Source organism: Variovorax sp. F042 (genome assembly GCF_057814215.1).
The window spans coordinates 110,296-131,752 of record NZ_JBVASX010000004.1 but is presented as its reverse complement, the minus strand read 5'-3'; the positions used below and the strand labels follow the sequence as shown (position 1 = coordinate 131,752).

20 protein-coding genes and 1 pseudogene are annotated in these 21,457 nt (G+C 63.4%); 9 read left to right on the top strand and 12 right to left on the bottom strand.

Annotated elements, in window-relative coordinates; genetic code table 11:
• From ACZYSP_RS15900 to ACZYSP_RS15865, 8 genes are all read left to right on the top strand, one after another.
• Nucleotides 1-1,047, top strand: coding sequence for an NADP-dependent oxidoreductase (locus tag ACZYSP_RS15900; protein ID WP_489015240.1), 1,047 nt, complete (start codon nucleotides 1-3; stop codon nucleotides 1,045-1,047).
• 12 nt (nucleotides 1,048-1,059) lie between these two features.
• Entirely contained in the window at nucleotides 1,060-2,697 is a 1,638-nt protein-coding gene (locus ACZYSP_RS15895) for an AMP-binding protein (RefSeq protein ID WP_489015238.1), read from the top strand.
• Nucleotides 2,698-2,699: 2 nt separating this feature from the next.
• Complete coding sequence (locus tag ACZYSP_RS15890; RefSeq protein WP_489015597.1) at nucleotides 2,700-3,830, top strand: Re/Si-specific NAD(P)(+) transhydrogenase subunit alpha; 1,131 nt, start codon at nucleotides 2,700-2,702, stop codon at nucleotides 3,828-3,830.
• A gap of 24 nt (nucleotides 3,831-3,854) precedes the next feature.
• Complete coding sequence (locus tag ACZYSP_RS15885; protein ID WP_489015236.1) at nucleotides 3,855-4,187, top strand: NAD(P) transhydrogenase subunit alpha part 2; 333 nt, start codon at nucleotides 3,855-3,857, stop codon at nucleotides 4,185-4,187.
• Nucleotides 4,184-5,611, top strand: a complete 1,428-nt coding sequence (locus ACZYSP_RS15880; RefSeq protein WP_489015234.1) for an NAD(P)(+) transhydrogenase (Re/Si-specific) subunit beta — start codon at nucleotides 4,184-4,186, stop codon at nucleotides 5,609-5,611. Before ACZYSP_RS15885 ends, ACZYSP_RS15880 begins: the two co-directional genes overlap by 4 nt.
• 70 nt (nucleotides 5,612-5,681) lie before the next feature.
• A complete protein-coding gene (locus tag ACZYSP_RS15875; protein ID WP_489015232.1) occupies nucleotides 5,682-6,431 on the top strand; it encodes an SDR family NAD(P)-dependent oxidoreductase in 750 nt (249 codons plus the stop codon).
• An 84-nt stretch (nucleotides 6,432-6,515) separates the two neighbouring features.
• Nucleotides 6,516-7,217 (top strand): SDR family oxidoreductase, encoded by a 702-nt coding sequence (locus ACZYSP_RS15870; RefSeq protein WP_307641989.1) that lies wholly within the window; start codon nucleotides 6,516-6,518, stop codon nucleotides 7,215-7,217.
• A 70-nt stretch (nucleotides 7,218-7,287) separates the two neighbouring features.
• The gene (locus ACZYSP_RS15865) at nucleotides 7,288-8,367 is read left to right on the top strand and encodes a phosphotransferase (protein ID WP_489015595.1); all 1,080 of its coding nucleotides are present in this window, start codon (nucleotides 7,288-7,290) and stop codon (nucleotides 8,365-8,367) included.
• Nucleotides 8,368-8,585: 218 nt separating this feature from the next.
• Here ACZYSP_RS15865 and ACZYSP_RS15860 read toward each other — a convergent pair whose 3' ends face one another.
• The 7 genes from ACZYSP_RS15860 to ACZYSP_RS15830 form a co-directional block, all read right to left on the bottom strand.
• Entirely contained in the window at nucleotides 8,586-9,410 is an 825-nt protein-coding gene (locus tag ACZYSP_RS15860) for an enoyl-CoA hydratase/isomerase family protein (protein ID WP_489015230.1), read from the bottom strand.
• 51 nt (nucleotides 9,411-9,461) lie between these two features.
• Nucleotides 9,462-10,589 (bottom strand): zinc-binding dehydrogenase, encoded by a 1,128-nt coding sequence (locus ACZYSP_RS15855; protein ID WP_489015228.1) that lies wholly within the window; start codon nucleotides 10,587-10,589, stop codon nucleotides 9,462-9,464.
• Between the two features lie 55 nt (nucleotides 10,590-10,644).
• Entirely contained in the window at nucleotides 10,645-11,343 is a 699-nt protein-coding gene (locus ACZYSP_RS15850; protein WP_489015226.1) for an SDR family NAD(P)-dependent oxidoreductase, read from the bottom strand.
• Nucleotides 11,340-11,924: a 2-hydroxychromene-2-carboxylate isomerase gene (locus ACZYSP_RS15845; RefSeq protein WP_489015224.1), complete on the bottom strand. Its 585-nt coding sequence runs from the start codon at nucleotides 11,922-11,924 to the stop codon at nucleotides 11,340-11,342. The genes ACZYSP_RS15850 and ACZYSP_RS15845 overlap by 4 nt, the downstream gene beginning before the upstream one ends.
• A complete protein-coding gene (locus ACZYSP_RS15840; RefSeq protein ID WP_489015223.1) occupies nucleotides 11,921-12,775 on the bottom strand; it encodes a glutathione S-transferase family protein in 855 nt (284 codons plus the stop codon). The genes ACZYSP_RS15845 and ACZYSP_RS15840 overlap by 4 nt, the downstream gene beginning before the upstream one ends.
• Nucleotides 12,776-13,052: 277 nt before the next feature.
• The gene (locus tag ACZYSP_RS15835) at nucleotides 13,053-13,670 is read right to left on the bottom strand and encodes a TetR/AcrR family transcriptional regulator (protein ID WP_489015222.1); all 618 of its coding nucleotides are present in this window, start codon (nucleotides 13,668-13,670) and stop codon (nucleotides 13,053-13,055) included.
• 95 nt (nucleotides 13,671-13,765) lie between these two features.
• Nucleotides 13,766-14,716, bottom strand: a complete 951-nt coding sequence (locus ACZYSP_RS15830; RefSeq protein ID WP_489015220.1) for an alpha/beta fold hydrolase — start codon at nucleotides 14,714-14,716, stop codon at nucleotides 13,766-13,768.
• A gap of 208 nt (nucleotides 14,717-14,924) precedes the next feature.
• Here ACZYSP_RS15830 and ACZYSP_RS15825 point away from each other — a divergent pair, with 208 nt between their 5' ends.
• A complete protein-coding gene (locus tag ACZYSP_RS15825; RefSeq protein ID WP_489015218.1) occupies nucleotides 14,925-15,896 on the top strand; it encodes an AraC family transcriptional regulator in 972 nt (323 codons plus the stop codon).
• A 273-nt stretch (nucleotides 15,897-16,169) separates the two neighbouring features.
• On the opposite strand, the pseudogene ACZYSP_RS15820 reads toward ACZYSP_RS15825, so the two are convergent.
• From ACZYSP_RS15820 to ACZYSP_RS15800, 5 genes and pseudogenes are all read right to left on the bottom strand, one after another.
• Nucleotides 16,170-16,822 (bottom strand): annotated as a pseudogene (locus ACZYSP_RS15820) (fumarylacetoacetate hydrolase family protein).
• A gap of 346 nt (nucleotides 16,823-17,168) precedes the next feature.
• A complete protein-coding gene (locus ACZYSP_RS15815) occupies nucleotides 17,169-18,089 on the bottom strand; it encodes a LysR family transcriptional regulator (protein WP_489015216.1) in 921 nt (306 codons plus the stop codon).
• 85 nt (nucleotides 18,090-18,174) lie between these two features.
• Nucleotides 18,175-19,614, bottom strand: a complete 1,440-nt coding sequence (locus tag ACZYSP_RS15810) for an aldehyde dehydrogenase family protein (protein WP_489015214.1) — start codon at nucleotides 19,612-19,614, stop codon at nucleotides 18,175-18,177.
• The gene (locus tag ACZYSP_RS15805) at nucleotides 19,611-20,591 is read right to left on the bottom strand and encodes a Bug family tripartite tricarboxylate transporter substrate binding protein (protein ID WP_489015212.1); all 981 of its coding nucleotides are present in this window, start codon (nucleotides 20,589-20,591) and stop codon (nucleotides 19,611-19,613) included. Before ACZYSP_RS15805 ends, ACZYSP_RS15810 begins: the two co-directional genes overlap by 4 nt.
• A 100-nt stretch (nucleotides 20,592-20,691) precedes the next feature.
• On the bottom strand, nucleotides 20,692-21,423 hold the full coding sequence (locus tag ACZYSP_RS15800) for an iron-containing redox enzyme family protein (RefSeq protein ID WP_093012495.1): 732 nt from the start codon (nucleotides 21,421-21,423) through the stop codon (nucleotides 20,692-20,694).
• Nucleotides 21,424-21,457: the final 34 nt, after the last annotated feature.

The window sequence follows — 21,457 nt, the reverse complement described above, 5'->3', positions numbered from 1 at the left end:
ATGACCAACTTTTCGCAACTATCCAACAACCAGTTCATTCTCCGGCAACGGCCCAGTGGGCTGCCAAAAGAAAGCGACTGGCAGCAGGTAAAGACGGCCGTAAAGGCACCGGAAAAAGGGAAGGTACTCGTGGCAGTCACCTTCATTTCTGTGGATCCCGCCATGCGATCGTGGATGAATGAAGGCAAGTCCTACATGGAGGCCATCGCCATCGGCGATGTCATGCGGGCCGCCGGGGCGGGTCTGGTCCTGCAGTCCGAGGACGCGAGATTCAGTGTCGGTGACGCTGTTCTAGGGGCCTTTGGTGTTCAAGAGTTCGCGACCATGGACGCTAACGATCTCACGAAGATCGATATTTCAAATGTTCCGGCAACGGCTTACATGGGCGCCCTTGGCACTCCGGGCTTCACGGCGTACTTCGGCCTTCTCGAAATAGGCAAACTCAAATTCGGCGACACGGTCTTGGTATCTGGCGCCGCAGGGGCCGTGGGCTCAGTTGTAGGGCAAATCGCCAAGATCAAGGGATGTCGCGTCGTGGGTATTGCGGGGGGCGCAGAAAAATGCGCTCACCTCGTCAACAACCTGGGGTTTGATGCTGCGGTCGACTACAAGCAGCCCGACGCACGTGCTCAGTTGTCAAAAGCATGCCCGGAAGGTGTCGACGTTTACTTCGACAATGTCGGTGGCGAAGTACTCGATTTGGCTCTCGTTCGCATTCGCCGCGGTGCGCGTATTGTGGTTTGTGGGGCTGTCTCGCAATACAACAACGTGGCCCGTGGCAGCGGACCCAAAAACTACATGTCTCTGCTCATGAACAGAGCCACGATGGAAGGGTTCGTCATTTTCGATTATGAAAAGCGGTATCCCGAGGCACTGCATGCATTGCGCGGTTGGCTGGCCGCCGGCTGGATCAAGTCTTACGAAGACGTGCTCGAGGGCATTGAGACTTTCCCCACCGCCCTCCAGCGCATGTTCGAGGGTGGAAACACCGGAAAGATGCTCATCAAGCTCCCGGCAACCGCTGGCCTTCCTGCAACTGCGAAGTAGCGGGAGCAACTCATGAACAACCGCCCATGGCTGGCATGGTATCCGCCTCATGTTCCTCACACCATCGAGCCCTTGAAAGAGTACCAGACCCTTGCCGACTTCTTCGGTGCTTTGTTTTATCAGTTTGGCGATCGCATTGCCATTCGTCACGAAAGCAGTGAACTCAGCTATTCAGATCTGGATTCATTGAGCCTGGGAATCGCAGCGTATCTGCAGACGCTGGGACTCGAAGCGGGGGCAAAAGTAGCTGTCGCTCTTCCCAATTCACCCCAGTACGTGATAGCGGCAATCGGTGTGATTCGAGCGGGGATGGTATTGGTCAACGTCAATCCCGCCTACACCGCTCGGGAGTACCTGCTGCAAGTCTCGGACGCTCAAGCTGAGGCGGCCATATTGCTCGAGAGTCAGTTCGATGCAGTGAAGGACGGCCTCACCCAGACGCAGATTGATCATTTGATTCTGTGCAACCTGCGCGTTGCCTTGGAACCCGCACGAGAAAGCCTTCGCGCAGACCGTGCCGGCGCCAAATCAGTCATCGACATGCCTCAAGCGCTCTCCCTGGGGATGTCCGCGACCTATTCAACACCCAAGCTGGACAAGAATGACACCGCGGTTCTGCAATACACCGGCGGGACCACGGGAGTTTCCAAGGGAGCCATGCTCTCTCATGAAGGTCTACTGGCCAACACTGCTCAGAACTCCGCCTGGTTTCAGCCCGCGTTGGCAGACATACCTGTCCCCGTGTTCGCATGTGCATTGCCGCTCTATCACATCGTTTCCTTCATAACACTTCTGGCGAGCATCAAACTGGGGGGAATCATGCTCCTGATTACCGATCCTCGTGATTCGGGAAAGATGCTGGCGAAACTGCGTGAAGCCCCCTTTCACATGCTGCCCGGCATCAACACGCTGTTCAGCAATTTGATGAATGACCCTGAGTTCGACACAGTCGATTGGCAGCATCTGAGGGTTACAACAGCTGGCGGAATGGCCACGCAGCGTCCTATCGCCGCCCGATGGCTCGAAAGAACGGGTTGTGCCGTCAGCGAGGGATACGGACTTTCCGAGACATCCGGGACGGTGAGCTGCAACCCGCCTCACGGCGATATTCGCCAAGGAACCGTCGGGCCGCCAGCACCGTCGACCGAAGTACTGATCCTTGACGAGAAATTCGAGACCCTGCCGCTGGGAGAGATTGGACAAATTGCAGTCCGAGGCCCACAGCTATTCAAAGGCTATTGGCAGCACGACGCAGAAACTGCCCGATTCATGACGAAAGACGGCTTTTTCCTGACAGGCGATCTGGGCCGCATTGATGAACACGGCTATCTGTGCATTTCTGGCCGGGAGAAAGAAATGATGCTCGTGAGCGGCTTCAACGTCTATCCCAGCGAGATCGAAGCCGTGGCCATTGAAATGGACCAGGTGCTTGAGTGCGCGGCTGTCGGCGTTCCGGATGAGCTCACGGGGGAAGCCGTGAAACTGGTTGTGGTGCCTCGCAGTGACGCGCTCACTGAAGAGTCGATAAGACAACACATGACGGCAAACCTCACCGCGTACAAGCGGCCGAAGATCATCGAATTTCGGACAAAGCTCCCTCGGTCGGCCGTCGGCAAATTGCTGCGCGCTTCGCTGGGTGCCGCGCTGTGACGTTGAAGATAGGCGTGCCTGCCGAGACGACAGCCGGCGAAACCCGTGTGGCCGTTACACCCGAAACGGTAAAAAAACTGGTCGCTTCAGGACATACCGTTCGCGTGCAATCGGGGGCCGGCGTTGCAGCCAGCGTCACCGATGCGGCCTACCAGACCGCAGGCGCGGAAATCACCGACCCGGCCGGCGCGTTCTCCGCCGACATGGTGCTCAAGGTGCGCACGCCCAGCGATGCCGAGGCCGCACAGATGAAGTCCGGCGCTGTCGTCATCGGCATGCTCAATCCCTTCGACGCGGCCGGCCTGCAACGCCTGGCCGGCGCGGGCCTGACCGGCTTTGCGCTCGAAGCGGCGCCGCGCACCACCCGTGCCCAGAGCATGGACGTGCTCTCGTCGCAGGCCAATATCGCGGGCTACAAGGCCGTGATGATCGCGGCCGACAAATACCAGCGCTTCTTCCCGATGCTCATGACCGCCGCCGGCACCGTGAAGGCGGCGCGCGTCGTCATCCTCGGCGTTGGCGTGGCCGGCCTGCAGGCGATCGCCACGGCCAAGCGCCTAGGCGCGGTCATCGAAGCCTCCGACGTTCGCCCGAGCGTCAAGGAGCAGATCGAATCGCTCGGCGGCAAGTTCATCGAGGTCTCGTACGACACCGATGAAGAAAAGGAAGCCGCCGTCGGCGTCGGCGGCTATGCCAAGCCGATGCCCCCGAGCTGGCTTGCGCGCCAGCAGGTCGAAGTCGCCAAGCGCGTGGCGCTGGCCGACATCGTCATCAGCACCGCGCTCATTCCCGGCCGCGCCGCGCCGACGCTCATCACCGAGGACATGGTCAAGTCCATGAAGCCCGGCTCGGTGATCGTGGACATCGCAGCCGGCAAGGGCGCCGATGGCGTTGGCGGCAACTGCCCGCTGTCGGAAGCCGACAAGACGGTCGTGAAGCACGGCGTGACCATCGTCGGCGAGACCAACCTCGCGGCGCTCGTGGCGGCCGACGCATCGGCGCTCTATGCGCGCAACGTGCTCGACTTCCTCAAGCTCATCGTCACGAAGGAAGGTGCGCTCAAGATCGACCTGGAAGACGACATCGTCGCCGCCTGCCGCGTCACGCAGGACGGCCAGGTCACGAAGAAATAAGCGAACACGCGAGGAGAAGAAATCATGGATCCCGTTTCCCATACCGTTATCAACCTCATCATCTTCGTGCTGGCCATCTATGTTGGCTACCACGTGGTGTGGACCGTCACGCCCGCGCTGCACACGCCGCTGATGGCCGTGACCAACGCCATCTCGGCCATCGTGGTCGTGGGCGCCATGCTGGCGGCCGCGCTCACCGAAACCACCCTGGGCAAGACCATGGGCGTGCTGGCCGTCGCGCTGGCGGCGGTGAACATCTTCGGCGGCTTCCTGGTCACCCGGCGCATGCTCGAGATGTTCAAGAAGAAGGAAAAGAAGGCCGCGGCACCCAAGGCCGAGTCGGGAGCCGCCCAATGAGCATGAACGTCGTCACGCTGCTGTACCTGGTTGCCAGCGTCTGCTTCATCCAGGCCTTGAAGGGCCTGTCCCATCCGACCACCTCCATCCGCGGCAACCTCTTCGGCATGGTTGGCATGGCCATCGCGGTGGTGACCACCGGCGCGCTGATCTACAACCTGTCCGGCGGCCACCTCATGGGCCTGGGCTGGGTGCTGCTCGGGCTGGTGGCCGGCGGCGGCTACGGCGCCTACCGCGCCAAGACGGTCGAGATGACCAAGATGCCCGAGCTGGTGGCCTTCTTCCACAGCATGATCGGTCTGGCGGCGGTGTTCATCGCGGTGGCGGCGGTGGTCGAACCCGCGGCCATGCTCGAAGGCATCGCCAAGGGCGCACCCATTCCCGCCGGCAACCGGCTCGAGCTGTTCCTGGGCGCGGCCATCGGCGCCATCACCTTCAGCGGCTCGGTGATCGCCTTCGGCAAGCTCTCGGGCACCTACGAGTTCCGCCTGTTCCAGGGCGCGCCGGTGCAGTTCGCGGGCCAGCACATGCTGAACCTCGTGCTCGGCCTGGCGATGATCGGCCTGGGGCTGGTGTTCATGTTCACCGAAAGCTGGCCGGCGTTCTTCGCGATGCTGGCGCTGGCCTTCGTGATGGGCGTGCTCATCATCATCCCGATCGGCGGGGCCGACATGCCGGTGGTGGTGTCGATGCTCAACAGCTACTCGGGCTGGGCGGCCGCGGGCATCGGCTTCAGCCTGAACAACGCGATGCTGATCGTGGCTGGTTCGCTGGTGGGCTCTTCGGGCGCAATCCTGAGCTACATCATGTGCAAGGCCATGAACCGCTCGTTCTTCAACGTGATCCTGGGCGGCTTCGGCGGCGAGGCGGTCAGTGCGGCCGGCGGCGCGAAAGAGCAGCGGCCGGTGAAAACCGGCAGTGCCGACGACGCGGCTTTCGTCCTGGGCAACGCAGAGACGGTGGTCATCGTTCCGGGCTACGGCCTTGCGGTGGCACGCGCGCAGCATGCCGTGAAAGAACTCGCACAGAAGCTCACCGACAAGGGCATCACCGTGAAGTACGCGATCCACCCGGTGGCGGGCCGCATGCCGGGCCACATGAACGTGCTGCTGGCCGAGGCCGAGGTACCCTACGACCAGGTGTTCGAGATGGAGGACATCAACGGCGAATTCGGCCAGGCCGATGTCGCAATCATCCTGGGCGCCAACGACGTGGTGAACCCTGCGGCGCACACCAAGGGCAGCCCGATCTACGGCATGCCGATTCTGGAAGCCTACAAGGCCAAGACGGTGATCGTGAACAAGCGCTCCATGGCGGCGGGCTATGCCGGCCTGGACAACGAACTCTTCTACATGGACAAGACCATGATGGTCTTTGGGGATGCGAAGAAGGTGGTCGAGGAGATGGGCAAGGCTGTTGAGTAAAGGCTTTGCCGATGACGTCCTTCATCCACCCTCCAGCGCCTCCATGCCTGACCATTCCAAAGGCCCATTGATGACCCTCTCCCTCCAAGGCAAGATCGCCGTCGTGACGGGCGCAAGCACCGGTATCGGTTTGGCTATTGCCAAGCGGTTTGCAGCCGAAGGCGCAAACGTCGTTATCACCGGTCGGCGCCAGCAAGAGTTAGACGCCGCGGTGGCCGAAATCGGGAATCAAGCCTCCGCCGTCCGCGCCGACGTCTCCAGCTTGCAGGATCTCGACGCCCTCTTCGATACCGTCAAGCAACACCATGGACGCATCGACGTCTTGGTTGCCAATGCGGGAGGCGGCCGCATGGCTCCGCTTGGCGCGATCACGGAAGAGCTGTTCGACCAGACGTTCAGCACCAACGTGAAGGGGGTGCTCTTCACAGTTCAAAAGGCACTTCCCCTGTTGGCGGATGGCGCGACAGTCATCCTGGTTGGTTCGACCAGTTCGATACATGGCGTACCTGCATTCAGTGTCTACAGCGCCTCCAAGGCGGCAGTTCGGAACTTCGCTCGTAGCTGGATTCTGGATCTCAAAGGTCGCAACATCCGCATCAATGTCCTCAGTCCCGGACCGACGAAGACGCCTGGACTGGTGGGACTGGTGCCGGTCGAACATCAGCAGGGATTGCTCGACGGTTTTGCAGGCCAGATCCCGATGGGCCGGGTTGGAGAACCCGATGAAATCGGCAAGGCCGCAGTCTTCCTGGCCTCGGACGCATCGAGCTTCGTCACCGGCATCGAGCTGTTCGTCGACGGTGGCATTGCGCAGATCTAGAGCGATGAAGCCTACGAACGTCGTATTCACTCGGCGCCTCACCGCCGCACCCCAGTCTCTTCCACTTCCTCCAAGGACCCGACCATGAAGCTCGACAACGCCACCGTCCTCATCACCGGTGCCAACCGCGGCATCGGTCTCGCTTTCGCCCGCGCCGCTCTGGCCCGCGGCGCGCGCAAGGTCTACGCGGCAGCGCGCGACCCGGCCAGCGTCACGTTGGCTGGCGTCGAAGCCATCCGCCTCGACGTCACTCGGCCCGATGACATTGCCGCAGCGGCACGCCATTGCGCCGATGTCACTCTGCTGATCAACAATGCCGGTATTGCGACGCTTGGCGGCTTCCTGGCCGAGGGCAGCGTCGAAGCTGCCCGTGCCCAGTTCGAGACCAATTTTTTTGGACCGCTGCGCATGGCGCTCGCCTTCGCGCCGGGGCTCGCCGACCACGGGGGCGGTGCGATCCTGAACGTCCTGTCGCTCGCGAGTTGGATCACCGCGCCGCGTCTCGCGACCTATGCCGCCACCAAATCGGCGGCCTGGTCGCTGACCAACAGCCTGCGCCACGAGTTGCGCGCCCAGGGGACCCAAGTGCTGGGCTTGCACATGGGGTTCGTCGACACCGACATGGCGCGCGGCAACGATCAGCCGAAGTCCAGCCCCGAGGAGGTGGTGCGCCGCAGCCTCGACGCCCTCGAAGCCGGGGCCGAGGAGGTGCTGGCCGACGAGATCACCCGGCAGATCAAGCAGGGCTTGTCGGCCGAGCCGGGCGTCTACCTTCAGACGACCTAAGGCTGAACTGCCTTCCGGCAAGCCACTGCCCCGCACCTACCGATTGAACGGCAAACACGAGACCATGGACATGACAGAAGCTCAAACCGGCACCAAGCCCATCTCCGGGTCTCATCCGTTCGACCTGGCTGCGCTGCGGGGTTATCTTGAGTCGCGAGTCGACGGCTTCCAGGGGCCAGTCACGGTCGAGCAATTCAAGGGCGGGCAATCGAACCCAACCTACAAGCTCAGCACGCCGGAGCGCTCTTACGTGATGCGCTGCAAGCCCGGCCCGGCAGCGAAGCTGCTGGCCTCGGCGCACGCGATCGATCGTGAATTCACTGTGATGCGGGCGCTGCGCGCGACCGACGTGCCGGTCCCGGACATGTACCTGCTGTGTGAAGATGAATCCGTGATCGGCTGCGCCTTCTACCTGATGGAGTACATGTCCGGCCGCGTGATGTGGGACCAATCGATCCCCGATGCCGACGACACGCGGCGGAGCCGAATCTATGACGAGATGAACCGGGTGATCGCGGCGCTGCACAACGTAGACGTCAAGGCGGCGGGTCTCGAGAACTACGGCAAGCCGGGCAACTATTTCGAGCGCCAGATCGGTCGCTGGACGAAGCAGTACCAGGCTTCGATCACGCAGCCGATCCCCGAGATGGATCGATTGATGGACTGGCTCCCTGCGCACATACCGGCCAGCGCGCGCGACGAGAGCCAGGTGTCGATCGTGCACGGCGATTACCGGCTCGACAATCTGATGTTCCACGCCACCGAGCCACGGGCGATCGCAGTGCTCGACTGGGAGCTCTCGACGATCGGCCATCCGCTGGCCGACTTGAGCTACCAGTGCATGTCGTGGCACATCCAGCCGGGCCCTACCCTCGGCATCCGCGGCCTTGACCACGCCGCTCTGGGCATCCCCGACGAGAAGAGCTATGTGCGCCGCTACTGCAAGCGGACCGGCCGCACCGACCCCGACGCAGTGATGGCCGATTGGAACTTCTATCTCGCCTACAACATGTTCCGGCTCGCCGGCATCCTGCAAGGAATTGCCAAACGTGTGGAGGCCGGGACGGCGTCGAGCGCGCAGGCAAAGCAAGCGAGCGCCGGTGCGCGGCCGCTTGCGCAGATGGGTTGGGCACTTGCGCAATGCGCTTGAACGAACGTGCGTCCACTTCAGCGACACCCTCGGGTCATCGTCGCATGAAGAAGCAATGCAGCCGATGCAGAGTTAGACGGGTCGAGCGCACATGAAGGGTCAGAAGCCGCACTTGGCTGCCGGCCTGCGGCTGATTGTGCAGGGCTTTTCCGCGTGACTTAGAGCCAGCCATGAGCCCGAACAACAGTATTTCCGGCTGACGGTTCAGGCCGCGCGGCTCAGAACTTCTCAGCGACGTGCTTTCCGAGGTCGAGTTCGACTCCGTTAGGCTGCTGCAAGCCGCGCTCAAACAGGCTGCGCACGTGATCTGCGTTCTCCGGACGCCCCGCCGTGCGCCTGAAGGCGGCCATAGCGGCTGCGTAGTCCCCCGCCGGAATTGCGGTGGCCGCATCAACGAACTCCTTCGTGCCGGCGACTCCGGCCTTGCTAAAGCCGGCGATGCGGCGGGCGAAGGTGTCGACGAACTCGTCCAGCTCGCCCTCGGGGAGAATGCGGTTGACGTAGCCATATTCGGCGGCGAGCTTGGCCGGGAAGTCGTCTCCTCCCACCACGATCTCCATCGCGCGACCTCGGCCCACCAACTCGGCCAGTCGCCCCATCGGATTTCCGCCGGGTACGGCGCCGAAGCCGATCTCGGGCTGCCCCAGGATGGCGTTGGGCCCGGCGAAGCGGATGTCCGTGTGCAGGACGAACTCACTTCCTGCCCCACGGACGCGGCCGTTGATGGCCGAGATAGTGAGGGCCGGGACTCTGCTGAGGCGCAAAAGAGTGTCCGGATGGGAGAGGAGCCCGGTGGGGCCCGGCGCCGTCGTGTACACACGCTGGATGTCGGACTTCAGGTCGAAGTGCGCCATGAAGAAGTCGGGATTGGCACTCTGGAACACGACGACGGTCAGATCGGGGTCCTGCTCCATGCGTGTCACCAGATCGCCAAGCTCATCGATGGTGTCCGGATCGATGAGGTTGATCGGCCCGTTCTCGAAGGTCACCTTCCAGTAGGACGGCGATACCGCGCGTACCTGAAATTGGGTTCGGTTGCTCACGGAAATGACTCCTTAATTTTAGATCGGCATCTGTTGAAAATGCTGACTCGGTCAGCCCTGATCCTTGTTCGGATTGACCAGGTACTTCTCTCCGGTCGACGCCTTGCTGTAGGTCGCAATGGCGTCGAGCTGCAGTGCCTCGACCATCGACACCTCCCGCGTGTAGTGGCTTGCGAAGGTTGTCTTGAGTTCGGATGCCACGCGTTGCTTCAGCCGCTCGACCTCGGCCGCGCCGACCTTCTGCAGAAACGGGAATAGCAACCAGCCACCCATGCCCCATGTCATGCCGAAGCCGCGGGTGAATTCCGTCGCCCCTCGGTCGAGGCTGCCGTAGATGTAGACCTGCTTGTGCACGGTCGATCCGTAGCGGTTGTATTCCTTCGCGTTACGGTTCGCGGCAGCTTCCATCGCCATGAGGATCTGGCCGGCCAGCTTGCCACCGCCGATGGCATCGAAGGCCAGCGTCGCGCCGGTTTCGGCCAGCGCATTCGTCAGGTCGGCCATGAAGGTCGGCGACGTGCTGTTGCAGACGTACTTCGCGCCGAGCTCGCGCAGCAGCGTCTCGTGCTCGGGCTTGCGTACGATGTTGACGAGGTCGATCCCGTCTTTCAGGCAGACCTTGTTGAGCATCTGCCCCAGGTTCGACGCCGCCGCGGTGTGGACCAGCGTGGTGTGGCCTTCCCGCTTCATCGTCTCGATCATGCCGAGGGAGGTGACCGGATTGACGAACCATGAGGCGCCCTCGGCGGCTGTCGTGCCCTCGGGCAGTGGCAGGCACTGCCCGACGTTGACTGCGCAGTACTGCGAATACATCGCGCCCCCGATCACGCCCACAGTCTTGCCGAGCAAGGCCTGCGCGGCCGGTGAACGCCCGGCGCCGACCACGACGCCGGCGCCTTCGTAGCCGACCGGCACCGACTCGTTCAGACGGCCCGCCACGGCCGGCAGCATGCGCGGCGGCACGGTGGCGGTGATGACCGGCCGGTCGGCCGTGCCGGAGGCCCTCGCGGTCGACATGTCGGCCATGCCGAATAGCACCATCAGGTCCGACGGATTCATCGGGGCCGCGTCGATGCGCACGAGGACCTCGTCGGCTTTCGGTTCGGGCATCGGCACCTCGGCGAGCGAGAGTTCAAGCTCGCCGCCGGTGCGGACGATGGAGCGGAGTTGCAGCGGCATGTGAGTGTCTTGTGAGTTGGGCGAAGTCGGGTTCATGGAAGCTGAACGCCTCCGATCACCAGGACTCGCGGAAAGGCCTCACTTCGGTGAGGAACGACCAAGCCGAGCGCGGCTGGTGGGTTACGTGCCAGACTTCTTCGGCGATGTCGGACGGCTTGATGAAAAACTCATCCGGCTTGTCCGCCATCCGTGCGCGGGCCCAAGGCACGTCGATGACTGCATCGATCATCATGAAGGACACGTGCACGCCCCGGGGCCCCATCTCCCGGGCGATGGACTCGGCCAGGATGCGCTGCGCCGCCTTGCTCGGCGCGAAGCCCGCAAAAGCGGCCTTGCCACGGACGGCCGAGGTGTTGCCTGTGACCAGCAAGGCGCCGCCCCCAGCTGCTTCCATTCGCGGCGCCGCCCACCGGGCCAGGTGCAGCAGGGCCATGACATTGATCTGGAAATTCTGCTGGAGGACTTGCGGATCAATGTCGAGGAAGTTGCCGAAGGCCCCACCCACGGCGTTGTGGATCACCACCTTGGGGACGCCGGCACGTTGCTCGATGGCGTCGAGGGCGGCCGCTAGCGCCGCAGGGTCGGCCGCATCGCAGGGGACCGCAAAGGCGTTCGGAAGTTCGCTCTCGAGATCGGTCAAGCGCTCGGCCGTGCGCGCGAGCATGGCCACTTGGTAGCCGCCATCGTGGAACCGCCGGACCATTGCCGAGCCAGTGCCCGGCCCTACTCCAGTGATGATGACAAGCGGCCTCATGCAGCCTGCTCCAGGCGAGCTTGCACGAAGTGCAGGCGGTCATTGCCGAAGAACATGTCGTCTCCGACGAACAGGGTCGGCGCGCCAAACACGCCGCGCGATGCCGCCCCGGCGGTTGCCTCGTCCAAGAGGGCCTGCGCGGCCGGCGAGTCCATCCGCGCTTCTAGCGTCTCCGCGTCGAGCCCCGCGGCGCCAAGGAGGGTCGCGACTTCGCCTGCCGTCCCCAGCGGCGCCGGAACCGACCAAAACGCTTTGAAGATCGCGTCCACCGCCGCAGGCATGGCGCCCAATTGCTCGGCCACGAGCGTGGCGCGCAACAGGCGGCCGGCGTCGATTTCCGAGCCATGGGGATGTCGGTTGAGCGGAACCCCATAGTGGGCCGCCCATCGCCCCATATCGGTCATCACGTAGCGCCCTTTGGGTGCGCAGGTGATACTCGTCGGTACGTTCCCCACCGCTTTCATCAGGGCGCCGATCTCGAACGGATGGAAGGCGATCTCGACATCCATCTTCCGGACCTGAGACAGTGCAAGGAAGCTGTAGGGGCTGCGATAGTCGAAGTAGAAGTCAATCGTTTTCATTGGGGGTTCCTTTGATGGTCCGTTGTTGTGAATGTTGTTGATCGTTCGCGGCCGGCTCCGCGCTCGGTTGTGAACTTCGCGAGATAGGGGCCGAACTCGGGCGCAAAGGCCGGATCGTTCGCGAGGCGATCGAAGTGCGCCATGGCCCGCGGAAACCGCTCATCGGCGTCGGCCAGGAACGGCGCCTTGCCGAGCGCAATCAGCGCTTCGCTTCGGCTCAGTTCATTGTGGAAAAGCGCGAGCTCACAGGCGAAGCAGATGTCGGCCAAGCTCACCCCCTCGCCAACAAGCACTTGGCGGGCCGGCTCTAGGGCCCGGTCGATGCCGGTCATGTAGGTCGTGAACGCCTCGTCGGCGCGAGCGTGGACGTCCGCTGCGAGTTCGGAGCCTTGCATGGCAAGGAGGTATATCTGCGCGTCGCGCCCGAACACGAGGCTGACATCCAGAAAGCTGTCGATGCGCGAGGCCTCGAATGGATCGCAGCCGTATAGACCGCTCTGCTCCGCCTGGCGGGCGACTGCGCGCATGATGCTGTTGGACTCGAAGATGCCGACCTGCCCGTCCCCGCTGAAAGCCGCGGGCACCGTTCCGAACGGCTGAGCTGCAAGAAAGGCGTCGGTCTTGTAGAGCTTGCGGCCCTTGAACCCGATGCGGCCCACGCGCTCGGCGGCGGCGCGCTCCTCGGCAGACACTTCGCTCAACGGGCGTGCGTCGAAGTCCCAGAGCCAGTCCACGAGTTCGGCGCCAGCAGCACCCCGCACCTCCAAATCGACGCCGCCGATGCGTGCGGCGATGACCGCCTTCCACACACGAGGATTGGGCAAGTAGGAAAAGATCCGGACCTCGGCCATTGCGAGTCTCCATGGTGCGCCTTCAAGCCGGTGGCGCAGTTGTTCGTCCAGCGGGCCGTGGGGTCTGCGACTGCCGACTCCATCCACTGTTCATGCCCCATTCTGCATGACGCTTATCATCCTGTCTGTCGCATTTGTTCGCCAGAAGATGTTTCAACTGCACTGGTTTACCCGGAGACGGGATGCATCAAGCAGGATGCGCCACCATGGTCCTTGTTGGTCGCGTTGCTGGTGCTGAGCGCGCGCCAAAGGAAACGCTGCACGCCCAAGGCGCGACTCAGGCTTTGTTCTGGGTGCCTGAGAGCGCCCGCACATTGGGCTCGTTAACCGCCACCAACTGCTCGCGCACGCAGCGGAGCAGGTCGTCCGAACGGGCAGGGTCTGTCATCGCCCGCGACAGGGCCAGAGCACCCACCATGGCGCTGACGGCCAACATCGCTCTGGAATCGTCGTCGTCGCCAAGGTGGCGCCGAGCGGCGGCAATATAGTCCTCGATGGAACCGGCCATGATCGACTTGGACTGGTCATCGGCGCGTCCGACATCGGAGATCAAAGCCGAGACTGCGCACCCAGTGCTGCGGGAGTCCCGATGCCTGGTGCTCAAATAGTCGCTGACGAAGCCCGCGAAGCCGAGCGGACGCGCCGATTTCTGCCTCACCGCCGACCGACGTACACCATCAACCAGGGCTCGCCTCAGGGCCTGCGCGAGCAAATCCGCACGAGATGCAAAATGGCCATAGAAGCCGCCATGCGTAAGGTTCACGCTCTTCATGAGCTTGCCCACGCTCACGGACTCGAGTCCACCGTCTCGAATCTGGTCGGCAGCCTCCCTCAGGATCCGCTCTCGACTTTGCGCTTTTTCGGCCTGCGAATGTCCCAAGGCAAATGCCCCCATGCAATCCGACCATCTGGATGACAGTCGACATCCCATTGTAGACATCGGTGATCGGGCGATGCATTTGGCCCTGGCGCATTGCTTGCGCCTCCGCTTCAAGCCACCGAGAGCAGCGCTCGAATCAACTGCTGCGGCATGGACAGGAACGGACTGTGATCCGAGTCCAGTTGCAGCACCTGCGTCTTGTTGGCAGGCGTCGCGGTGTCCGCCTGCGCCACCATCAGGTCCTGGATCGCCGGCGGGATGGTGTTGTCCGCGCCGGTCCGGATATAAGTACGCGGGATGGCTCCCCAGCGCTGCACCGACGTCGCAATTGGCGTGACCATTGCACCGATCGGAATATCGGGCGACAGCAGATTGAGCGCGGCGCGCGCTGTTGCAGTGTCCACTTTCCCGTAAAACAAGTTGATGAGCCCCGCTCGATAGCTTTCGTCCGTGGATGCGGGGTCGAGTCGCAGAGCACCAGTAACCCCAGGATCGCTGCGCAGCAGCGGTGTCAAAAGCGATGGGGGCGCCTGTTCATCAGGGGGGAATGCCACCATCGGCTGGCCGTCCTTGGGCATGAATGCCGCGAGGTAGACCAGGCGCGCAATCTTGCCGGGGCCCAGCAGTTCGGCGGCAGCATGGATTGCACCACCGCCCATGCTGTGACCCACGACGATCGGCGCCGGGAAGCCGGCGGCCAGCAGGGATTCAACGGCATTGGACACGGCCCGAGCGTAGTCGGCCAACGTGATGCCCGCGACCGGTGAGGGCTCAGTTGCCAGTGCCGCCGTGCGGGGTTGAACGTCGAACGCCGCCGGAAATGCCGCATTGAGGCCATGCCCTGGCAAGTCAATCGCCAGCACCGGGTGGCCGGCGGCAGCCAGCAATGGGCTGATCTTGCCCCAGCACCAGGTGCCGTGCCAGGCGCCGTGAACCAGCAGGAATGGGCTTTTTGGCGCAAGCACGCGCGCCGGTTCTGCCTGCGCTCCGGAGCAGCCGGCCAGGGCCGCGCCGGAGGCTGCGAGGGCAGATGAAATGATGGCGCGTCGAGAATGAAGCATCGCGATGTCTCCGTGGAATGGGTTCTGGAGCATCGGTGGTGTGCGGCATTGGCTCTACTGCCTCAGTGCAATTCAGCGGATTGAGTGCAAGCAAATCATCGAATTGGGATTACGCTCTTGTGAGTCGACTACTGCCGGACCATCGTCGTTTCCAGTGAGCTCCATAACACCGTTCCCTCCCATCGAGTTCGATCATGGAGGCACAAGCTTGCAGGGCTTCCGTGTGGCGGACAGCCATGATGTTGACGAGTCGCCTCTGCAAACCGCGCCCTTCTTTGGCGAAATCCGGCTTCAGCGGCTGCGGCGTGACGATGTGTTCCATGGCACGCTCGACTGCGTGCCAATGGGACCGGTGTCATTCAACCGCACACGCTGGGGAGCGCGTGTTTCGCTTCAGCCTCTGTCAGAGGCCTTGCAGGGCTACTACCTGATCAGCCTGCCGACTCGAGGAGCCGCGCAAGTACGCCAGGGCGGCGACTTGCACCAGCTGGTTGCGCACAGTCCGGGCGTGTTCAGTCCAGTTCGCGCATTCTCGATGGAAGTGCACGAGGGATATGACCAGCTGCTGATCCGCGTTGATAGCTCATTGATTGCAGATGCCTGGCAGGGGCTGACCGGCCGGCCGCTGACGGCACCCTTGGTTTTCGACATTTCCCTGCCTGCGCGACCGCCGCTGATCCAGGCGTGGCACGGTATCGTCGCCCTGGCTGGCATCGCGTCGGCGCTCCCGCTTGCCGGCAAGGCGCGGCAATTCGCGCAAGCATCGCTGGCGGACGCTTTGGCCTCGCTTCTGCTGACCCAGCATGCCCACAACCAGCAGTCCGCGCTTCATGCAGATGCAACCTTTTCAGCTTCGTTGCGGGTGGTCAGGCAGGCCGAGGAGCTGATGATGCGGCGGCTGCAAGCCCACGTTTCGGTGAACGAGCTTTGCATCGAATGCGGCGTGTCTCGCCGCACGCTGTTCGCCGCCTTTCAGTCTTGCCACGGTGTAGGTCCGATGACGTGGCTACGAGAAAGGCGGTTCGAAGCGGCTCGGGGCGCGCTGCAAAAGCCGAGCCGCGGCGGAATTCGCGTGGCCGACATCGCTCTCGAGTACGGCTTCACTCATGTTGGCGACTTTGCCGGGGCCTATCGACGGAAATTTGGCGAGGCGCCATCACAGACATTGAGGCGCGGCTGAGACTCCGCATGGAGATTCCGAAGAATGCTCGCTATGTCGGGATGGAAGTACGGCGCATCGACCTTTCACCCGACGTTGTGATCGTCCACGCCATCAGAGCGGTACGAGCCGGACACGCAAACAATGCAGAACGTGAGCACGTGGAGAAGTCATCCTGCCGCCGCTTTGTTCGAACGCCTGAACCTTAAGTTGGCAGAACTGCGGCTCCGTTTGGCATGGCCTAGGGGCGGTTGTGATGCGTGCGCCCGCACGTGAGGCGAATAGCCGCGCCGCTCACCGGGCTACGCGGACCGACATCGCACCTATCCCCTGCACCGAGGCGTTCAGCACATCGCCGGGGGCCACGGGCCCGACGCCGGCCGGGGTCCCCGTCATGATCACGTCCCCTGGATGCAGCGTGTAGATGGCAGACGCATACTCGATCAGTCGCTGGACGTCGAAGATCAGGTCTTCGTGTTCGATGACTGCTTGACCTCACCGTTGACGCGAATGCTGAGCTCGAGATTGTTCGGATCAGGTATCTCGTCTTTGGTCACCATCCAAGGCCCCAGAACGCAGAACGTGTCCGCCGATTTGCGGAAGGTTGGAAATTCGGGTCCACGCACCGTCATGTCGAGCCCGATGCAGTACCCCAGAACATAGTCGAGTGCTACGGCCCGGGACACGCGCTTTGCCGTTCTACCGATGATGACAGCCAGTTCCACCTCGTGGTCGGTACGCCGGTCCGCGAAGGGAATTTGGATCTCCTGGCTGCAGCCGATGAGGGAACTGTTGGCTTTGAGGAACAACCCGAACTTGTCGAGTTCCGTGTACGTCTTGCCGTGGTTGATCTCGGTATCGGCGTTCGCTTCGTCGATGTGATCCTTGTAATTGATGGGTGCGCCGATGATCTTTCCGGGGTTGGCCGCCGGGGACAGCAACTGCACTTGTTCCAGAGGCGTGGGCGCCCCGGTCGCCGCGATCTGCTCGATCCGCTCACGCGCGGCTTGGAAATTCTGGATCAGCCAGTCCGCCGGCGGATAGGTCGGTCGGTTGCGACTGGACACGGAGCAACTCGATGACCACTGGCTCTGGCCTGACGCGATCGCAGCTCACTGGCTGGACGAGCGGACCGCCATCGGTTGCTTTTTCTTGGGAGCATGACAACTCAGAAGCCTGCGCACACGCCGTCTGGAAGATCGGCCGGGTTGCGGTAGTTTATTCTGAGGCTCGTCACTGCGTCTACGCCGACGCGCTTGAGCTGATGGGCTTGCCGCGCCGCGCATTGAACCTCTATTTGTTCGCCTTGCCAACGCTCAGTATCCTTCGAATCTCGTCCGCCACAAGGTCCACGAGCGCATGCGTTGCAGCGCTCAGAGGCTTGCGCCGGTCACTGACGCGGACCACATGGCGCACGATGCGCGGCGACAGAATCGGGCATATGGCCAATGTGCCCTCATTGACCGCGCGCTGCACCACGATGCGCGGCAGGATGGTCGCGAATCGCGTTTCCTCGACGAGCCGCACGATGGTGCTCAGCACGTCGACCTCGAATTTGGGTGCAAGCACAATGCCCTCCTGGCGAGCCGCCGCTTCCAACACGCCGCGCAGCCCGTGACGGCGCGTGGGCAGGATCAGGTCCAGGCCGAGTTCGGCCAGTCGCGCGAGGCGCACGTTGGCAGGCAGGCGCGGGCCGTGTTGCACGCTCGTTACGAGCAGCATGTCTTCCTCGGCGAGCGATTCCGTGGCCAGCGACAGCTTGGCCCGCGGCTCGTTGATGATCGCGACGTCGAGTTGTCCGCTCGTTACCCAATCGATCAGCATGGCACTGTAGCCGACCGATACTGTGACCTCCACATGCGGGTAGGCTTCGTTGAACCGCGACAGCGCGTCGGCCAGCACGCTCTCGGCCACCGAGGAAATGAGCCCCAGCGAGACGTGGCCGGTCACGGCCTCGCTGCGCTGCGCAAGTTGCTCGCGCGCGTTGTCGATGTTGCGCACGATCGGCAGAAACAACCGGTACATCAGGCGTCCGTGCGCGGTGGGCGACATGCCTCGGCGTTTGCGCTCGAACAAGGGCTGCCCCAGTTCTTCCTCCAGCTTCGCGATCTGCATGCTCAGCGTCGGCTGCACGACGTCCAGCCGCTTGGCGGCCTGCGTCATCGAGCCGTCTTCGAACAGCGCAAGGAAGTACTGGATTTGCCTCAGGTCCACGGTGGCCTTCTTGGAAATTGCCCCGCTGACCGGGCTCGCAAGGGAGAGCAATTGTAGAAGGCCGGTGGCACGCTGCGGTGCGGGCTCAGGCCGTGCCGACCTGCTGATAGATGTGCTTGATTTCCTGGAAGTCGATCAGCGCATCGTACCCATGCAGCCGGCCCAGCCCGCTGCGCCGATAGCCGCCCGTCTCGGCTTCTGCGAACAGCTTGTTGTGGTCGTTGATCCAGACCGTGCCGTTGCGCAATGCGCGCGCCACCCGCATGGCGCGCGCGCCGTCGCGCGTCCAGACGCTAGCCGACAAGCCGTACTCCGAGTGGTTGGCGCGGGCGATGGCCTCGCGTTCGTCCTCGAAGCGTTCCAGTACCAGCAGCGGGCCGAAGATTTCCTCTTGCACGAAGAAGGCATGCGTATCACGATGCGCGACGAGGGAAGGGTGGACGAAGTTCACGTCGCGCCGCCCGCGCAGCAGCACCGCATCGGCCGCCTCCAGCGCGTCGTCGATGCGCTGGCTAACTTGTTGGGCGGCGTGCGCGTCGATCAGCGGGCCGATCTGCGCGCCCAGCGTCAGCCCCGGTGCCACGCGCTGCGCAGCCAGTGCTTCGGTCAGCGCCTTTTGCATGGCGCTGTAGTGGTGTGCATGGACGAGCACGCGCCGCGCCGCTGTGCACTGCTGGCCGCTGATGATGGTCGCGGCCGCGGCAATCGCACCGGCCGTCTTCTCGACGTCGGCATCCTCGAACACTAGGCAGGCCGACTTGCCGCCCAACTCCAGGGACAGCTTCTTCATGGTGGGCGCCGCCGCAGCCATGATGCGCTGACCGGTGGCGTTGGAGCCTGTGAAGCTCAACACATCCACCTGCGCGCTCTCGGTCAGGTACTGCGCGACCGCATGACCGTCTTCGCTCACCAGATTGACCACACCGGGCGGCAGACCCTCGCAGGCATGCAGCGTCTCTATCACCCGCGCGGTGATCAACGCCGTCTGCGGCGCCGGCTTGATCACCACAGTACAGCCCGCTGCCAGCGCGGGGGTCAGCGAGCGAATCAGCAGCACCACCGGCGCGTTCCACGGGACGATGATGCCGGCCACGCCGGCGGGTTCTTTCAGCAACGTTGAATACGCACCAGGCTCCACCTCAAACACATGGCCCGGCATGTAGCGCGTCAAGCCTGCGTAGTAGCGGATCTCCGACACTGCACCGGCGATCTCGCCGCGCGACTGCGCCAGCACTTTGCCGTTCTCGCGCGTGAGCAGTACGGCTAGGACTTCGGCTTGAGCTTCCAGGCGATCGGCCCAGCGCAACATCACCATTTGGCGCAGCCGCGGATCGTGCGCCCACTGCGGCTGCTCGAACGCGCGGCGCGCGGCGGCCACGGCGGCTTCGGCGTCACTGCACTGCGATGCGGCGTGGCGCCCGAGCGGTGTGCCATCGGACGGATCGTTGCGCTCGCCCCATGCGCCGCAAGCCGCTGGCTGCCAGTAACCGTCGATGAGGTTGAGAGCGTCTTGTTGGATGGTCATGCTGCGGTGATGTGGTTTTGTTGAATAACGCGCTTCCACAGCGACTTCTGGGTTTCGACGAAGCTGTGGAATTGGGCGGGCGTGCCGCCGTCGGGCACCACGCCCTGCTGGGCGAAGATTTTCCTCACGTCGGCCATTTCGAGGATGCTGTTCATTTCGCGATTGAGCTTGTCGACCACCGGCTTCGGCGTTCCTGCGGGCACCACGATGCCGTGCCAGGACGACACCTCGTAGCCCGCGACGTCGGCCTCCGCTGCAGTGGGAATCTCCGGCATCAGCGGCGAACGCTGCGCGCCGGCAATGGCCAGCGGACGCACCTTGCCGGACTGGATGAACGGCAGCGCATTGGGCAGCAGGTCCATCGCCACCGCCACCTGGCCTCCGGCTAAGTCAGTCAACATCGGCGTGCTGCCCTTGTAGGGAATCTGGTTCATTCGAATACCAGCCAGATTCTCGAACAGCACCATGGCCAAGTGGTTCGATGAACCCGGGCCCGAGGTGCCGTAGTTGATGGCGCCCGGCTTCGCCTTGGCGGCCGCCAGCACGTCGGCCGCGCTGCGATAGGAACTTCCCGCGTGAGCGACCAGCACCATCGGCGATCGCCCCGCCAGGATCACCGGGTCGAAGGCCTTGTCGGTGTCGTAGGGGAGCTTGTAGAGCCACGGGTTGGCCGCAAACGGAAATTGCACAACCAGCAGCGTGTAGCCGTCCGGCAGCGACGTCGCCACGGCCTGCGTGCCGATGGCCGTGCCGGCACCGGGCTTGTTGTCGACCACGGCGGACTGCTTCCACGCGGTAGTGAGGTGCACGCCAACAATGCGCCCCAGCGTGTCGTTGAAGCCGCCCGCGGGGTACGGCACCACGATGCGCAACGGCTTGGCCGGGTAGCTGCCGGCCGCATCGGGCTGCGCCCAGAGCGCGGGGGCGAACGCGCTGCCGAGCAAGGCGGCGGTGGCGCCGCGGCGTGATACCGGCATAGTGTGTCTCCTTCATCGGGGAACTCGCGGGCGCTCGTCGAACGCCCGGCTCTCTCATCGGGCAGTGGCACATCGGGTGCGCCCGCAGTGCATCGGCCGCTCAGTCGGCCAATGCGAGCGCTTCCTGCGCCAAGTCTTTCTCGACGTACTCGCGGAAAAGCTCCGCGGTGTACAGCAGCCGCATCTGCGCACCCACTTCGCAGGCCTTCAGGCAGGCAGCCTGGAGTTCGGGCGTATCGGCATGCTCGACCACGATCTGGTAGCCGCGCTCGCCGTGGATCTCGTCGGACACGATGTGCAGATCGAAAAATTCGACCTCTTCGTCAGTGAACTTGTACTGCTCGCGCAGCGTGGGCGCCTGCTTGCGGTAGATGGACGGGACCTGCGATTCGAGTCCCACGACGATGCCGGCCACTGCGATGATCGGGTTTTCGCGCATCGACATCGAATAGCACCAGCTTTGCAGGCCGCGTGTGGAGGGCAGCATGTTGTCGGGGTCGGTCACGCGAGCACGCGACGAACCGCAGGCTTCGGCAAAGCGGATCAGCAGGTCGGTGTGGCGGTCACCGCCGATCTCCTCCTCATACATGTTCGCCAGCATGAAGTCCTTCACTTCGATCAGGTGCGCTGGCGTGCGCGAGTAGATGAAGCCCAGATAGTCTGCGAACGGACCCACGTAGTGGTAGTGGTTCTCGGCCCAGCGCGCCAGGTGCTTGCGCGAGAGCCGACCCGCGGCCCAGGCCATGCTGAAGGGCGACTTGTTCGCGCTCTTTCCGCGCACCGTTTCCTCCAGCGCGTGGCGGAAGTCTTCTTTGCTCATCAATGCCGTCATGGGTTGTTCCTTCGTTGGTATGAACACGGTCCGC

Bases quoted from the DNA above. Each gene is read 5' to 3' on its own strand.
- ACZYSP_RS15875 (WP_489015232.1), top strand. From the start codon at position 5,682: ATGACCCTCTCCCTCCAAGGCAAGATCGCCGTCGTGACGGGCGCAAGC.
- ACZYSP_RS15855 (WP_489015228.1), bottom strand. From the start codon at position 10,589: ATGCCGCTGCAACTCCGCTCCATCGTCCGCACCGGCGGCGAGCTTGAA.
- ACZYSP_RS15845 (WP_489015224.1), bottom strand. From the start codon at position 11,924: ATGAAAACGATTGACTTCTACTTCGACTATCGCAGCCCCTACAGCTTC.
- ACZYSP_RS15865 (WP_489015595.1), top strand. From the start codon at position 7,288: ATGACAGAAGCTCAAACCGGCACCAAGCCCATCTCCGGGTCTCATCCG.
- ACZYSP_RS15885 (WP_489015236.1), top strand. From the start codon at position 3,855: ATGGATCCCGTTTCCCATACCGTTATCAACCTCATCATCTTCGTGCTG.
- ACZYSP_RS15800 (WP_093012495.1), bottom strand. From the start codon at position 21,423: ATGACGGCATTGATGAGCAAAGAAGACTTCCGCCACGCGCTGGAGGAA.
- ACZYSP_RS15895 (WP_489015238.1), top strand. From the start codon at position 1,060: ATGAACAACCGCCCATGGCTGGCATGGTATCCGCCTCATGTTCCTCAC.
- ACZYSP_RS15835 (WP_489015222.1), bottom strand. From the start codon at position 13,670: ATGGGGGCATTTGCCTTGGGACATTCGCAGGCCGAAAAAGCGCAAAGT.
- ACZYSP_RS15840 (WP_489015223.1), bottom strand. From the start codon at position 12,775: ATGGCCGAGGTCCGGATCTTTTCCTACTTGCCCAATCCTCGTGTGTGG.
- ACZYSP_RS15830 (WP_489015220.1), bottom strand. From the start codon at position 14,716: ATGCTTCATTCTCGACGCGCCATCATTTCATCTGCCCTCGCAGCCTCC.
- ACZYSP_RS15900 (WP_489015240.1), top strand. From the start codon at position 1: ATGACCAACTTTTCGCAACTATCCAACAACCAGTTCATTCTCCGGCAA.
- ACZYSP_RS15870 (WP_307641989.1), top strand. From the start codon at position 6,516: ATGAAGCTCGACAACGCCACCGTCCTCATCACCGGTGCCAACCGCGGC.
- ACZYSP_RS15810 (WP_489015214.1), bottom strand. From the start codon at position 19,614: ATGACCATCCAACAAGACGCTCTCAACCTCATCGACGGTTACTGGCAG.
- ACZYSP_RS15805 (WP_489015212.1), bottom strand. From the start codon at position 20,591: ATGCCGGTATCACGCCGCGGCGCCACCGCCGCCTTGCTCGGCAGCGCG.
- ACZYSP_RS15850 (WP_489015226.1), bottom strand. From the start codon at position 11,343: ATGAGGCCGCTTGTCATCATCACTGGAGTAGGGCCGGGCACTGGCTCG.
- ACZYSP_RS15880 (WP_489015234.1), top strand. From the start codon at position 4,184: ATGAGCATGAACGTCGTCACGCTGCTGTACCTGGTTGCCAGCGTCTGC.